13 protein-coding genes are annotated in these 14,692 nt (G+C 70.0%); 5 read left to right on the forward strand and 8 right to left on the reverse strand.

Annotation, left to right across the window (positions count from 1 at the left end; genetic code table 11):
- Window positions 1-69: 69 nt before the first annotated feature.
- Window positions 70-1,170, forward strand: coding sequence for a winged helix DNA-binding domain-containing protein (locus ABEA43_RS18075; RefSeq protein ID WP_345563155.1), 1,101 nt, complete (start codon window positions 70-72; stop codon window positions 1,168-1,170).
- On the opposite strand, the gene ABEA43_RS18080 is transcribed toward ABEA43_RS18075, so the two are convergent.
- Genes ABEA43_RS18080 through ABEA43_RS18090 form a run of 3 tightly spaced genes read right to left on the reverse strand, consistent with a single transcriptional unit; the run spans window position 1,141 to window position 4,114 of the window.
- Window positions 1,141-1,959 (reverse strand): carbohydrate ABC transporter permease, encoded by an 819-nt coding sequence (locus ABEA43_RS18080; protein ID WP_345563157.1) that lies wholly within the window; start codon window positions 1,957-1,959, stop codon window positions 1,141-1,143. The genes ABEA43_RS18075 and ABEA43_RS18080 overlap by 30 nt on opposite strands.
- Window positions 1,956-2,858 carry a carbohydrate ABC transporter permease gene (locus ABEA43_RS18085; protein WP_345563158.1) on the reverse strand — a complete coding sequence of 301 codons (903 nt, stop codon included), beginning with the start codon at window positions 2,856-2,858 and terminating at the stop codon, window positions 1,956-1,958. The genes ABEA43_RS18080 and ABEA43_RS18085 overlap by 4 nt, the downstream gene beginning before the upstream one ends.
- A 5-nt stretch (window positions 2,859-2,863) precedes the next feature.
- A complete protein-coding gene (locus tag ABEA43_RS18090; protein WP_345563160.1) occupies window positions 2,864-4,114 on the reverse strand; it encodes an extracellular solute-binding protein in 1,251 nt (416 codons plus the stop codon).
- 124 nt (window positions 4,115-4,238) lie between these two features.
- On the opposite strand from ABEA43_RS18090, the gene ABEA43_RS18095 reads away from it, so the two are divergent.
- The 4 genes from ABEA43_RS18095 (at window position 4,239) to ABEA43_RS18110 (ending at window position 8,091) form a co-directional block, all read left to right on the forward strand.
- Entirely contained in the window at window positions 4,239-4,994 is a 756-nt protein-coding gene (locus ABEA43_RS18095; protein WP_345563162.1) for an IclR family transcriptional regulator, read from the forward strand.
- Window positions 4,991-5,935 (forward strand): sugar kinase, encoded by a 945-nt coding sequence (locus ABEA43_RS18100; RefSeq protein ID WP_345563163.1) that lies wholly within the window; start codon window positions 4,991-4,993, stop codon window positions 5,933-5,935. The genes ABEA43_RS18095 and ABEA43_RS18100 overlap by 4 nt, the downstream gene beginning before the upstream one ends.
- Window positions 5,936-5,980: 45 nt before the next feature.
- On the forward strand, window positions 5,981-6,355 hold the full coding sequence (locus tag ABEA43_RS18105) for a BlaI/MecI/CopY family transcriptional regulator (RefSeq protein ID WP_345563164.1): 375 nt from the start codon (window positions 5,981-5,983) through the stop codon (window positions 6,353-6,355).
- 74 nt (window positions 6,356-6,429) lie between these two features.
- Window positions 6,430-8,091: a catalase gene (locus ABEA43_RS18110; RefSeq protein ID WP_345563165.1), complete on the forward strand. Its 1,662-nt coding sequence runs from the start codon at window positions 6,430-6,432 to the stop codon at window positions 8,089-8,091.
- A 25-nt stretch (window positions 8,092-8,116) separates the two neighbouring features.
- Here ABEA43_RS18110 and ABEA43_RS18115 read toward each other — a convergent pair whose 3' ends face one another.
- Genes ABEA43_RS18115 through ABEA43_RS18135 form a run of 5 tightly spaced genes read right to left on the reverse strand, consistent with a single transcriptional unit; the run spans window position 8,117 to window position 14,516 of the window.
- The gene (locus ABEA43_RS18115; protein WP_345563166.1) at window positions 8,117-9,022 is read right to left on the reverse strand and encodes a dihydrodipicolinate synthase family protein; all 906 of its coding nucleotides are present in this window, start codon (window positions 9,020-9,022) and stop codon (window positions 8,117-8,119) included.
- Complete coding sequence (locus ABEA43_RS18120; RefSeq protein WP_345563168.1) at window positions 9,019-10,008, reverse strand: oligopeptide/dipeptide ABC transporter ATP-binding protein; 990 nt, start codon at window positions 10,006-10,008, stop codon at window positions 9,019-9,021. The genes ABEA43_RS18115 and ABEA43_RS18120 overlap by 4 nt, the downstream gene beginning before the upstream one ends.
- Entirely contained in the window at window positions 10,001-11,959 is a 1,959-nt protein-coding gene (locus ABEA43_RS18125) for a dipeptide/oligopeptide/nickel ABC transporter permease/ATP-binding protein (RefSeq protein WP_345563170.1), read from the reverse strand. Before ABEA43_RS18125 ends, ABEA43_RS18120 begins: the two co-directional genes overlap by 8 nt.
- Complete coding sequence (locus ABEA43_RS18130; RefSeq protein ID WP_345563171.1) at window positions 11,956-12,915, reverse strand: ABC transporter permease; 960 nt, start codon at window positions 12,913-12,915, stop codon at window positions 11,956-11,958. The genes ABEA43_RS18125 and ABEA43_RS18130 overlap by 4 nt, the downstream gene beginning before the upstream one ends.
- Window positions 12,912-14,516, reverse strand: a complete 1,605-nt coding sequence (locus tag ABEA43_RS18135) for an ABC transporter substrate-binding protein (RefSeq protein ID WP_345563173.1) — start codon at window positions 14,514-14,516, stop codon at window positions 12,912-12,914. Before ABEA43_RS18135 ends, ABEA43_RS18130 begins: the two co-directional genes overlap by 4 nt.
- Between the last annotated feature and the right edge of the window lie 176 nt (window positions 14,517-14,692).

The following is a 14,692-nucleotide window of genomic DNA, read 5'->3' on the forward strand; positions in this document are numbered from 1 at the left end:
GCGATCCGCCGGCGCCGCTGGGGCTATTGCGGCCCGGGACCGGCCGCAATAGCCCCTACCTTTGGACGCATGGATCCCCTCATCAGCCGCAGGGCGCTCAACCGGGCCACGCTGGACAGGCAGCTCCTGCTGCGCCGCGCCGGCCGGTCCGTGATCGACGTCGTGGAGCATCTCGGCGGGCTGCAGGCGCAGACCCCGCACACCTGGTACACCGGCCTGTGGACCCGCATCGAGGGCTTCAAGCCGGCCGACGCCGCCGACCTGCTGCTCTCCCGCGACCTCGTACGCGTCGCGCTCCAGCGCTCCACCATCCACCTCGTCACCGCCCGCGACTGCCTGGCCATGCGGCCGCTGCTGCAGATCGTCGCCGAGCGCGGCACCAAGAGCGCCTTCGGCAAGCGGCTGGCGGGCGTGGACCTGGACGAGCTGGCGGCGGCCGGGCGGGAGCTGCTGAAGGAGCGGCCGATGACGTTCGCCGACCTGGGGCGGGCGCTGGCCGAGCGGTGGCCGCAGCACGACCCGCACGCGCTGGGCCAGGGGGTGCGCTGGCTCGTCACCCTGGTGCAGGTGCCGCCGCGCGGGGTGTGGGGCAGGAGCGGGCCGGTCGCGCACACGAGCGCGGAGTCCTGGCTGGGCTTCGACACGCCGCCGATGACGGCCGCCGAGCTGGTACGCCGCTACCTCGCGGCGTTCGGGCCCGCGTCGGTGATGGACGTGCAGACGTGGTCGGGGCTGACGCGGCTGGGCGAGGTGGTGGAGCCCATGGACCTCGTACGCTTCAGGGACGAGTCGGGCCGGACGCTGTACGACCTGCCGGACGCCGTACGCCCGCCCGAGGACGCCCCGGCGCCGGTGCGGCTGATGTACGACTTCGACAACCTGTTCCTGTCGCACGCCGACCGGTCCAGGGTCATCAGCGACGCGGGCGCGGCCGCGATGCAGGGCTTCATGGGCACGAACGTGATGCCGCGCGCCATCCTCGTGGACGGCTTCACCTCCGGCGACTGGACGGTCACCCGGGCCAAGGGCACCTCGACCCTGAACATCCACCAGTGGGCGCCGATCCCCGTGCTGGAGGAGGTCGAGGCGGAGGGGCGGCTGCTGCTGGAGTTCCTGGCCCCAGGCGACAAGCACGAAATTTCAGTCTTTGATCGCCCCTCCCAGTCCTGACACCAGCCGCCGCTGCACCGCCACGAAGAAGATCAGCACCGGGATCGTCATCAACGTCGAGGCCGCCATGATCCCGCCCCAGTCGTTCTCGTCCGGCTTGAAGAAGACGAGCAGCGCCGCGGGCAGGGTCTGATTGTCCTTGGCGGAGATGATGAAGGTCCTGGCGAAGACGAAGTCGTTCCAGGTCGTGATGAAGGAGAACACGCTGGTCGCCACGAGTCCGGGGGCGACCAGCGGGAACAGGATCCGCCACAGCACGGTCGCCCGCCCGGCCCCGTCGATCATCGCCGCCTCCTCCAGCGCCTCGGGGACGGCCGCGACGAACCCGCGCATCATCCAGATCGCGAACGGCAGCGTGAACGCGAGCTGCACCACCACCAGCGAGGCCAGCGTGTTGAGCAGCCCCAGGTCACGGACCACGAAGAACAACGGGATGGTCAGCGCCTCCACGGGCACCATCTGCGCGATCAGGAACATGATCAGCACGGTCGTCCGGAACCTGAACCTGAGCCGTGTCACCGCCACCGCGGCCAGGAAGGCGATCGCGGCCGACAGCACCACCACGGCCAGCGCCACGCCCGCGCTGTTGAGCAGGTAACGGGCGAAGCCCTCCCCGGTCAGCACCCTGACGAAGTTGTCCAGGGTCGGGTGCGCGGTCCACGGCCGGACGTCGAGCGACTGGATCTCGCCGTCCGGCTTGAGCGCCGACAGCACCATCCAGTAGAGCGGGAACGCCGTGAGGAACGCGACGACCAGCGCCACGACGTTGGGCAGGAGCCGTCTCCTCACAACCGCTCACCCCCGCGATGCAGCGCGCGGATGTAGAGCAGTGTGACCGCGAGCAGGATGAGCGTCATGACGACGGCGATGGCCGAGCCGAGCCCGTACTCGGAGGAGCCGAAGGCCGTCTGGTAGGCGTAGACGTTGAGCACGGTGTTCTGCCCGGCGACGCCGCCGCCGTTGGTCATCACGTAGATCTGCGTGAACACCTTGAAGTCCCAGATCACCGACTGGATGACGACGATGGCGACCAGCGGCCGCAGCATCGGCGTCATCACCTTCCAGAACGACTGCCAGGCCGAGGCCCCGTCGAGCGCCGCCGCCTCCAGCACCGAGGCCGGGATCGCCTGGATGCCCGCGTAGAGCGTGAGCATGACCAGCGGGAACGAGTGCCACACGATGGTCGCGCCGACCACCCCGAAGCTCACCCACCGGTCGTAGAACCAGTTGAACCCGTCGAGCCCGAGCACCTGGTTGACCAGCCCGAGCTCGGCGTCGAACAGGAACATCCACACGGTCGATCCGGTCATCGCGGGGGCCGCCCACGCGCCCAGCGCCGCCAGCGACAGCGCCGTCCTGGGCACGGGGCCGGTCCTGGTCAGCAGCACGGCCAGCGCCGCGCCCACGGCCAGGGTCGCGACCACGAGCGCCGCGGCGAATCCGACCGTCTGGAGCAGCACCTCCCAGAACCGGGCGTCGCCGAACAGCGTCGCGTAGTTCGCGAACCCCACGAACGTGCTCGGCCGGCCGCCGCTGACCTGGGCCTGCCGGTAGTCGAAGACCGACAGCAGGCCCAGCGTGTAGAGCGGGTAGCCGAACATGGGCACGAGCACGGCCGCGGCGGGGAGCAGGTACAGCCACGGCCGGGCCCGGAACCCGCACCTGGATGGGGACCTGGCAAGCGCCACCGCCGTCACGAGCGCCCGAAGGCCGTCTTCACGGCCGCCGCGGCCTCCGTGGTGGCGGCGTCCACGGTGGCCTGCTTCGTGGCGACCTTCTGCAGCATCGTGGGGATGACCTTGCCGTTGTCGATCTTCACCCAGGCGGGGTCGATCGGCACGAACCTCGTCCCCTTGGCCACCGTGTCGAGGAACGGCTTCAGGAACGGGTCCTTGGCCGCCAGCTCGTCGCGCGCCGCGGTCAGCGTCGGCAGGTTGCCCATGGCCTCGTACATCTTGCCCTGGTACGCCTTGCCGCCCAGCAGCTTGACGAAGTCCACGGCCAGCGTCCGACGCCGGGCGTTCTTGAGCACGCCCAGGTTGTTGCCCCCGGCGAAGGCCGGCGCGATCGAGCCCTTGGCCGAGCCGGGCAGCGGCACCACGGCGTACTTGCCGGCCGCCGCGCCCGCGTCCACGGCCGAGCGGCTGAAGTTGCCGAGGATGCCCATCGCGGCCTTGCCCCCGGCGAACAGCTCGACCGTCTTGCCGCCGGTGAGCGACACGCACGCCTGCGGCGGGCAGATGTCGTCCGACAGCAGGTCCGTGTACGCCTTGACGCCCTTGCGCGACGCGGCCGAGTCCAGCGTGGTGATGTCGCCGCCGGCGTCCCAGACGAAGGGGAGGGCGCCGAAGGTGTACTCGCCGCCGACGGCGATGCCGTACAGATCGGGCTTCTTCGCCCGGATGGCGCGGGCGGTCTCCGTCAGCTCGGCGATCGACGCCGGCGGCTTGAGGCCGAGCTCGCCGAAGACGTCGGTGCGGTAGTACAGGGCGCGGATGCCGACGAACCACGGCAGGCCGTACTGCTTGCCGTCCACGGCGGCCGACTTGAGCAGGTCGGGCGTCATGTCCTGGCCCTGGAGCTCGGCCGTGAGGTCGGCGAACCCGCCGGCGGCGGCGTACTCGGCGAGGTCGGTGTTGCCGTACTCGGCGACGTCCGGCGAGCTGGCCGGGTCGTTGAAGGCGCCCTTGAACTTCTCGTGCCTGGCCGGCGTGGTCGGGATGTAGATGACCTCGACCTGGACGCCGGCGTGGGCGGCGGTGAACTGCTTGATCGCCTCGTTGACGACCTTCTCCTTGGGGGCGCGGTTCGGCTCGTCGTAGAGCCAGACGCGCAGCGTTCCCGTCTTCTCGTCGCCGCCGCCCGAGGCGGGGGCGGTCGACGGGGCGCAGGCGGCCAGCGCGAGCAGGGCCGCCGTCCCGGCGGCTAAGTAAAGAAACTTCACTATTACCTCCTGAGCGCAGACACTAGGAATCCGTCCAGGAGTCGGGAAGGGCTGTCAGGAGTTGTTGTGCAGTGCACAACGCGGTGTTGCAGAGAACATCCGCGAATGGCATATTTTGGGCATCGTGTCCGAACGCAACCAGTCCGCCTCGCTCAGGCGTGCCCTGACCGTGCTGGACCACGTTCGCGAGCACTCCGGCCTGTCGCTCACCCAGCTCGCCGACGCCGTGGGCCTGTCCAAGAGCACCGTGCTGCGGCTGACCGCGCCGCTCATCGAGTCCCGGCTGCTCGAACGCGACAGGAAGAGCGGCGCCTACCGGCTCGGCCACGGGACGGTGCAGCTCGGGCAGGCGTACCTGGCCACGCTGGACCTGCGCGCGGTGGCGGCCGAGGAGTCGCACCGGCTGATGAGCGAGGTCCGCGAGACCGTCCACCTGGTCGTGTACGACCCGCCGCACGTCGTCTACATCGACAAGGTGGAGAACGAGGCGAACGTCCGCATGGCCTCCCGCATCGGCAGCCGCGGCCCCGTCCACTCCACCGCCGTCGGCAAGGCCATCCTGGCCTGGCAGCCCGAGCAGAGCGTGGCCGAGCTGACGCTGGAGCCCAGGACCAAGCACACGATCATCGACCACGAACGGCTGCGCGCCGAGCTGCGGAACATCAGGCGCCGCGGCTACGCGGTGGACGACCGGGAGAACGAGCCCGAGGTGCGCTGCGTGGCCGCGCCGATCTTCAACCACAACGACGCCGTCACCGCCGCCATCTCCGTCTCCGGGCTCACCTCGCGGATCACCGCCGCACGCGTGCGCGAGCTGGGGCCGCTGGTGGCGGGGGCGGCGGCGCGGATCTCGAGAAAGATGGGTAGCCCGAGCCGATGACCGATCTGGTGACCTTTGGTGAGACCATGGCGCTGTTCGGCGCCCGACGCACGGGGCCGCTGCGTTTCGCCCGCGACTTCGACCTGGGCCTGGGCGGCGCCGAGTCCAACGTCGCGATCGGCGTGACCCGCCTGGGGCACGGCGCGACGTGGGCCGGCCGGGTCGGGGCCGACGAGTTCGGCGACCTGATCCGCTCGACCCTCGCGGGCGAGGGCGTGGACGTGCGGGCCGTCCAGGACCCCGAGGCGCCCACCGGCTTGATGATCAAGGGCAGGCGCACGGCGGACCTCATCGACGTGCGCTACTACCGCAAGGACAGCGCCGGCTCGCGGCTCTGCGCGGCCGACCTCGATCCGGCGCTCATCAGGTCCGCGCGCGTGCTGCACGTCTCCGCGATCACCCCCGCGCTGTCCGCCTCGGCGCGCGACGCCGTACGGCACGCGATCGCCGCGGCGCGGGCCGCCGGGGTGCTGGTCTCGCTGGACGTCAACTACCGCAAGGCGCTCTGGACGCCCGCCGCGGCGGGAGCGTGGCTGCGGGAGACGGTCGGCGACGTGGACGTGCTGTTCGCGACCGAGGCTGAGGGACGGCTGATCGCCGGCGCGGACGACGCCGTCGAGCTGGCCAAGGCCCTGGCGGCGCTGGGCCCGCGGCACGTGCTGGTCAAGTTCGGCGCCAAGGGGGCCATGGAGCTGACCGACGGCGTCGTACGGCGGGCGGAGCCGTACGACGTGACCGAGGTGGACTCCGTCGGCGCCGGTGACGCGTTCGCGGCCGGCTGGCTGGCGGACTGGCTGGCCGGCGCGGAGCCGGAGCAGCGGCTCAGCACGGCGTGCGCGGCGGGCGCGTTCGCGGTGACCTCCCAGGGCGACTGGGAGAGCCTGCCGCGGCGGGCCGACCTGAGCCTGCTGCGGCAGCCCGCCGACGGCGTGAGCCGCTGATCACGCGGACCGGTTGTGTCTCACTGCAACCCGTAGCATGTGCTCATGAAGCGCGCCCTGGGAGAGCTCGAGTCCACGATCATGGACAGGATGTGGTCCTACCGCCGGCCCGCCTCCGTCCGTGACGTGCTCGAAGACCTCCGCAAGGAACGCGAGATCGCCTACACCACCGTCATGACCGTGATGGACAAGCTCCACACGAAGGGCCTGCTCAAGCGGGAGCCGGTCGGCCGCGCCTACGTCTACGAGCCGATCTCCTCCAAGGAGGCCTACACCGCCGAGCTGATGCGGCACGCGCTGGCCGCCAGCGGCAACCAGGCCGCCACCCTGGTCCATTTCCTGGAGCGCCTGACTCCCGAGGAGGCCACCGCCCTGGAGGCGGCCCTTCAGGTCTTCCCCCCGAAGGGCCGCGGCGCGTAGACGGATCTTTGCCCGTTTCCGCTCAGGACTTGAGGGCAGGCGGGGAAAACTCGTCCGGGGGAAGGAGCGGTGTGATGACAGACGTTTCCGGCATGGGTGCTGAGCCGAACGACCAGCGCGAGGTGCTGACCAATCGGCAGGGACACCCGGTTCACGACAACCAGAACCAGCGCACGGTCGGCCCGCGCGGCCCCGCGACGCTGGAGAACTACCAGTTCCTGGAGAAGATCAGTCACTTCGACCGGGAGCGCATACCCGAGCGCGTCGTGCACGCACGAGGCACGACCAGCTACGGCTTCTTCGAGGCGTACGGCAAGCTCGGCGACGAGCCGATCAGCCAGTTCACCAGGGCCAAGCTCTTCCAGGAGGCCGGCAAGCGCACGGACGTCGCCCTGCGCTTCTCCACGGTGATCGGCGGGCGCGACTCCGCGGAGACCGCCCGCGACCCGCGCGGCGTCGCGATCAAGTTCTACACCGAGGACGGCAACTGGGACCTCGTCGGCAACAACCTGGCCGTCTTCTTCATCAGGGACGCCATCAAGTTCCCCGACGTCATCCACTCGCTCAAGCCCGATCCCGTGACGTTCCGGCAGGACCCGAACCGGATCTTCGACTTCATGTCGCAGACGCCCGAGTGCATCCACATGCTCGTCAACCTGTTCAGCCCCCGTGGCATCCCCGCCGACTATCGGCACATGCAGGGGTTCGGCGTGAACACCTACAAGTGGGTCAACCAGCAGGGCCAGACGTTCTTGGTGAAATATCACTGGATGCCGAAGCAGGGCGTGAAGAGCATGACCGAGGCGGACGCGGCGGCCGTACAGGCGCACGACCTCGGGCACGCCACCAAGGACCTGCACGACGCCATCGAGCGCGGCGACTACCCCGAGTGGGAGCTGCTGGTCCAGCTCATGAGCGACGGCGAGCACCCCGAGCTGGACTTCGACCCGCTGGACGACACCAAGGTGTGGCCGGAGAACGAGTTCCCGGCCCGGCCGGTCGGCCGCCTGGTGCTCGACAGGAACGTGGCGAACCAGTTCGCCGAGAACGAGCAGGCCGCGTTCGGCACCGGCGTGCTCGTGGACGGGCTCGACTTCTCCGACGACAAGATGCTGGTCGGCCGGACGTTCTCCTACAGCGACACGCAGCGCCACCGCGTCGGGGCCAACTATCTCCAGCTGCCCGTCAACCAGGCCAAGAACGCCGCCATCCGCACCAACCAGCGCGACGGCCAGATGACGTACTTCGTCGACACCGCCGGCGAGGACCCGCACATCAACTACGAGCCCTCACTGCGCGGCGGCCTGCGGGAGGCCGGGTACCCGCACAGCGACGAGGTCGGTCCGGAGGTCTCCGGCCGGCTCACCCGCAAGCGCATCCCGCGCACCAACGACTACGTCCAGGCCGGTCAGCGCTATCTGCTGATGGAGCAGTGGGAGCGCGACGACCTGGTGCTCAACCTCGTCACCGCGCTCAAGCAGTGCGACCGGCGCATCCAGGAGCGGATGGTGTGGCACTTCCTGCTCGCCGAGGACGAGCTCGGGCTGCGCGTCGGCGAGGGCCTGGGCATCACGCCGGACGACGTGACCGCGCTGGAGCCGCTGAAGAGCCAGGACCTCACCGAGGACGACCGCACCCGGCTGGCCAAGCTCGGCAGGAACGGCCCGCGCGACGTGGAGGGGCTGAAGATGACCCACTGCGTGCCCAACGAACGGGCCGCGCACGCCGAGCGCTGAGCCCGGCCTGACCTGATCTCACGGTTCAGAGGAGACCGGCGGTCGCCAGCAGTTTGCCGATCCGGCCGGTCTCCTCGTCGTTCAGCGGGATCTGCGGCAGCGCGGTCACGGGGCAGTCGATGACGCCGCGCAGGTGCAGCGCGGCCTTGAACGCCCCGAGGCCGGACGAGCTGCCGCCCATCCTGGCCCCGCCCACCTTGACGATCTCGAACAGCCTGACCAGGCGCTCCTGCTCGCTCCGCGCCGCCTCCCAGTCGCCGCGGGACGCGCTGCGGTACAGCTCGACGTACCCCTGCGGGTCCACGTTGCCCAGACCGGGCACCACGCCGTCGGCGCCCATCCACAGCGCCGAGTCCACGGTCACCTCGGACCCGGTGAGCACGCTGAACGGCGCCTCGCGCCCGAGTATCACCTCGCGCAGGCCGCCGTCGTCGCCGCTGGAGTCCTTCACCCCGGCCAGCGCGCCCTCGGCCGCGAGGCCGAGCAGCAGCTCCGCGCTCAGCTTGGTGTGCACGGAGACCGGCAGGTCATAGGCGTAGACCGGCAGGCCGCCGCGGGCGGCCACAGTCCTGAAGTGGGTACGGATCTCCTCCGGATGCGTACGCGTGTAGAACGGCGCCGTCGCCACCAGCGCGGACACCCCCGCCGCCACCGCGACGCGCACGTGGTCGAGCACCCGCGGCGTCGTCATGTCGATCACCCCGGCGAGCACCGGCACCTGCCCGCCCACATGGCCGACCACGGTGTCCAGCACCACCCGCCGCTGCGCGTTCGTCAGGTACGCCACCTCCGACGACGACCCCAGCACGAACAACGCGTCCACCCCGCCCTCGACCAGATGGTCGATCAACCGGACGAGCGAGGCGGTGTCCACCTCGTAGTCAGGCGTCAAAGGGGTGCAGACAGGGGGGATAACGCCCTTAAGCCTCATGCGCGCTCCTGGATCAGTTCGAGGTCGGTCGCTCCCGCCGCCACCGGATGGTGGCAGTGGAACAGGTGGTCGTCGTCGCTCCGCGCGCCGGGCCAGTCCGCGGCGCACAGGTCGTCCGCCCGCCAGCACCGCGTGCGGAACGGGCACCCGCTCGGCGGCGCGGTGGCCGAGGGCACGGCGCCCACCAGCGGGATCGGGTTGATCGGCGAGATCAGCCCGGGCGTCGCCGAGAACAGCGCCCGCGTGTACGGATGCCGCGCGCCCAGCGGCACCGCCTGGGCCGGCGTCTGCTCGACGATCCTGCCCAGGTACATGGTGACCACGCGGTCGCTCATCCTGCGCACAGTCTGGATGTCGTGCGAGACGAACACCAGCGCGATCCCGAGCCGTTCCTTCAGGTCGAGCAGCAGGTTGAGTATCTGGGCGCGGACCGACACGTCGAGCGCGCTGGTCGGCTCGTCGGCGACGATCAGCTCGGGTTCGAGCGCCAGCGCCCTGGCCACGGCCACACGCTGGCGCTGGCCGCCGGAGAGCCGGCTGGGCAGCGCGTCGGCGGCGCTGGCGGGCAGGCCGACCAGGTCGAGCAGCTCGCGTACGCGGGCGTCGCGCTGGGCGGGGGTGCCGCGCTTGTGCACGTTGAGCGGGTCGCGCAGCACCTGCCTGACGGGCAGCCGCCGGTTGAGCGCCGTGGACGGATCCTGGAAGATCATTCCGACGCTCGACCCGATCAGCGCGCGCCGCTCGGACTCCCGCAGCCCCCACAGGTCCTTGCCGCGGAACGTCACCGTGCCCGCGGTCGGCCGCTGCAGTCCCACCAGCACCTTGGCCAGCGTGGACTTGCCGCACCCCGACTCCCCCACGATCCCGACCGTCTCACCGGCCGCGACCGTGAGGTCCGCCCCGGTCAGCGCGTAGACGCGGTCGCGCGAGAACACGCCGCCCGAGCGGGCCTTGTGCACCACGTGCACGTCCTTCAGCTCAAGCACGCTGCTCACTCCTCACCAGTTCCACCGCGGGATGGTGGCAGGCCACCGCGTGGGTGGCGTCCCCTGCCAGCACCGGAGTCTCGGCACGGCACACGTCCGTGGCCATCGGGCACCGGTCGGCGAACCGGCATCCGTCGGGGAAGTCCGCGGGCGCGGGCACCACGCCGGGGATCTGCGTGAGCCGCTCGGCCCCCGACTCCAGCGACAGGACCGAGCCGAGCAGCCCCCGGGCGTAGTGGTGGGCCGGCGCGCCGACCAGCGCCGCCGTGACCCCGGTCTCGACGATCTGGCCGCCGTACATGACGACGACGCGGTCGGTGACGTCGGCCACCAGCGCGAGGTCGTGCGAGACGAGGATCAGCGCGAACCCGAGCTCCTCGCGCAGCCGCAGCAGCAGCTCGATGACCTGCGCCTGGACCGTCACGTCGAGCGCCGTGGTGGGCTCGTCGGCGACGATCAGCTTGGGCTCCCGCGACAGCGCCATCGCGATCAGCACCCGCTGCCGCTGCCCGCCCGACAGCTCGTGCGGGTAGGAGGTCAGGGTGCGGCGGGCGTCGAGGCCGACGAGTTCGAGCAGCTCGGCGGGGGTACGCCGGCCGCCGCGCCGGGTGAGCTGCTTGAGCTGGGCCTTGATGGTCATGGCCGGGTTCAGCGAGGAAAGCGCGTCCTGGTAGATCATCGCCATCTCGTGACCCAGCAGCCGGCGGCGGGCGCCGCGCGACTCCGCCAGCAGCTCCCGCTGGTCGAAGCGCACGTGGCCGCTGACACGGGCGCCGCGTGGCTGCAGGCCCATGATGGTCAGCGCGGTCAGCGACTTGCCGCAGCCCGACTCGCCCACCAGGCCGAGCACCTCTCCGGGGCGTACCTCGAAGCCGATGCCGTCCACGATGTCTGCTGTCGCCGAGTCCGCGACGATGTCCACCCCTCTGGGAAACCCGATCCGCAGCCGCTCGACCGACAGGATCGGCGGGCCCTGCGGGAGCGGCCGGGCGCGTTCCGCCAGCCGTTGCGCGGCCTCGGCCAGGCCGGGCAGCTCGACGATCTCGCCGGTGCCGGGACGGGCCTGCTCGAAGGCGTCGTCCTTCTTCGGCGCCGGCTTGCCCGCGGCCGGAGCGGCCCAGGTGTCGGAGATGCCTTCGGACAGGATGTTCAGGGCGAGCACGGTGATCAGGATCAGCAGCCCGGGGAAGACCGTGGCCCACCAGCCGCCGAGCAGGACCAGGTTCTTGCCGTCGGCGATGACGCTGCCCCAGGAGGGGTTCGGGGGGCGTACGCCGGCGCCGATGAACGACAGCGACGCCTCGAACACGATCGCGTCGGCCACCATCACCGTGCAGAACACCAGCACGGGGGCCGCGCAGTTGATCGCGACGTGCCTGATGATGATGTGCGGCGTGCGGGCGCCGATGATGCGCTCGGCGTCGACGTAGTCCTCGCCGTACTGGGCGATCACGTTGGCCCGCACGACCCTGGCCACGGACGGCATGTAGAGGAAGGCCATGGCCATGACCAGGACCGGGATGCTGCCGCCGAACACCGCCACCAGCACTGCGGCCAGCGCGATGCCGGGGAAGGCCATGATCACGTCGAGGACGCGCATCAGGGTCTCGTCCACGGCCTTGCGCGCGGTGGCCGCGACCGCGCCGATGATCGCCCCGGTCAGCAGGGCCAGCCCGGTCGCGCCGAGGCCGATGATCAGCGACCAGCGGGCGCCGTACAGGAGCCTGGACAGGATGTCGCGGTTGGCGCTGTCGAGGCCCATCCAGTGCGCGGCCGACGGGCCGCCGCCGGCGGCCTCCTGGAAGTACGGCGAGTGCGGCGCGATCCACGGCGCGAGCAGCGCGGCCAGCACGACCACCGCGATGATGCCGACCGAGACCCACGAGAGGGGCTTCAGCCCGCGGAAGGCCATGCCGGGCCGCGACAGGCGCTCTGTCAGTCCACGTCTCATGCGGCACTCCTGAGCCGGGGGTTGACCAGCAGGTAGAGGACGTCCACGACCAGGTTGACGACCATGAAGCCGACCGCGATCGTGAGCACCACACCCTGGACGACGGCCGGGTCTCCGTCGCGCACCGCGTTGATCATGAGCTGGCCCATGCCGGGCAGGCCGTAGATCGTCTCGATGACCACGGTGCCGCCGATCAGGTAGCCGATGCGCAGGCCGAGCACGGTCAGCGGGTTGATGAGGGCGTTGCGCAGCACGTTCCGCCCGACGACCACGATCGACGGCAGGCCGCTGCCGATCGCGGTGCGCACGTAGTCCCTGTCCAGCTCCTCCACCATCGAGGTACGGATGATGCGGGTGAGCTGGGCGGCGATCGGCAGCGACAGCGACAGGGCGGGCAGCGTCATCGACTGCAGCCAGCCCGTGACCGAGTCGGCCGGGTTGATGTAGCCCCCGGTCGGGAACAGCCCCTGGCCGACCGCCAGCCATTGGATCATCAGCAGCGCCAGCCAGAACGCCGGCGCCGCCACGCCGATCAGCGACACCATCCGGATCGCCTGGTCGGGCCAGCGGTCGCGGAACAGCGCGGCGGTCACGCCGAGCAGCAGCGCGACCACCACCGCCACGGCCAGGCCGAGCAGCGTGAGCTGGAGCGTCAGCGGCAGCGCGGTCATCACCGACTCGATGACCGGCTTCTTCGTGAGCACGCTGGTGCCCAGGTCCCCCTGAGCCAGATCCACGACGAAGCGGACATAACGCAGCGGTAGCGGGTCCAGCAGGCCGTTCTCCAGCTGGAACTGGTGGATCTGCTCGGGGGTCGGGTTCGCGCCCTGGAAGTAGGCGTACTCCGGCTTGCTGCCGGAGAAGCGCATCACGATGAACACGAACGCGACCACGCCGAGCAACAGCGGGATCAGGATGAGGAGCCGCCGGAGCAGCATCCTGGCGACGAGCGTCATGTGCGCTTGGCCTGCAGCAGGTTGATGCCCGGGTAGGGCTGGGCGCGGATGCCGGACAGCTTCTTCGGGTCGAAGGCGGTCATCAGCTCGTTGTGGACGACCGGGTAGAGAATGGCCTGCTCAGCGACCAGATCCAGATATTTGTGGATAAGTTCGGTCTTCTTGGCCTTGTCCGTCTCCTTGCTGGCCTCGTCCATCATCGAGAACAGCTTCTCGGCGTCCTTGCTGCCGTCCCAGTGGCTGTACTTCATCCACAGGCCGCCGGGCACGTAGTTGTAGTGCAGGATGAGGTCGGCGTCCATGCCGAACTGGTTGGGGTTCGAGGCCGCGGCCACCGCCTGGTAGTCCTGGAACTGGTCCATCTTGGTGAAGAGCGCCGCCGTGTCCTGCGGCTCCAGCGTGGTCTTGACGCCGATGGCCTCCCAGGAGGTGGCGATCGTCGGCAGGCAGTCCGCGATCCAGCTCACGTTGACGGCCATGAGGTTGATCGTCAGGTTGCTCACGCCGGCCTCTTTGAGCAGCGCCTTGGCCTTCTCGGGGTCGTAGTCGTAGACGACGGAGGCGCGCTTGTGGTCGGGGTGACCCTCGTTGAGGAACGAGCTGGAGGCCGTGCCGTGGCCCTTGAGCGCCACGTCGATCATCTTCTGCTTGTCGATGGCGTAGTGCAGCGCCTGGCGCACCCGTACGTCGTCGAAGGGCTTGGTGCCGGTGTTGAACATCAGGAACATGTGGTTCATGCCCTTGCCGCCCTCGACCGTCAGCCCCTGCTGCTTGAGCTGCTCGACGTTGGCGTACGGGATGTTGTCGGCGATCTGCGCCTCGGCGGACCCGCCGGAGATCTTGGCCACCCGGGCGGCCGCGTCCACGATGGTCAGCCAGTTCATCTTCTTGACCGTGGCCGGGCGCGGGCCGTTGTAGCCGTCGAACGCCTCGAAGGCGGTGTTGGACTTGGGGTTGTGCGCGGTCTGCCGGTACGGCCCCGAGCCCACCGCCTTGCCGCCCTTGGCCTGGTCCCAGGCCCCCGCCTGGCTGAACACGTGCTTCGGCATGATCTTCGCGATGGTCAGCCTGGGCGCGGCGTCGGGGAAGGCGAACTTGAAGACCAGCTCCACGTTCCGGTCGTCGACCTTCTTCACCTCCTTGAGCCAGGACTTGAAGAAGTTCCCGGTCAGGACGTTCTCGGAGCCCAGGATCCGCTCAAAGGTGAAGACCACGTCGTCGGCGGTGACGGGCTGGCCGTCGTGCCACTTCGCGCCCTCTCTGAGGGTGAACTTCCACGAGGTCGCGTTCAGGTCCGTGGGCAGCGCGGTGGCCAGCGCCGGGTACGGCTCCCGCGTGATCGGGTCGGTGTCGAGCAGTCCTTCGTAGACGTGGTTGATGCCGGCCATCGCGAAGGCCGACGCCGTCTGGGTCGGGTCCCAGCTCTGGTCGTTGCCGTATCCGATGACGGCGGTGATCAGGTCCTTGTTCGATCCGGCGCCGACCGAGCCGGTCGAGGCCGGACCGCCGGAACAAGCGGAGAGGGTGGCCGCGATGACCGCCGCCGCACCCGTCGCTCCGCTGTAACGCAGGAAGTCGCGGCGGCTGAACTCAGTGCTCACGGGTTCCTCCTGGGGGTAAGTGCAGAGGCGCTGCCAGCCCTCTGCCACTTTGTGCGGCTGAGGGTAGAACGTGGGACATCCCATGTCCTATCTTGTGCGTAAGGTGGACGCTAGATGCCGGGCCCGCTTGAGGTCAACAGGAGATTTCCGGAATGTTACGCAAGTGCCTACTAGAG

This window comes from Nonomuraea rosea, from assembly GCF_039539705.1.
Taxonomy (GTDB): domain Bacteria; phylum Actinomycetota; class Actinomycetes; order Streptosporangiales; family Streptosporangiaceae; genus Nonomuraea; species Nonomuraea rosea.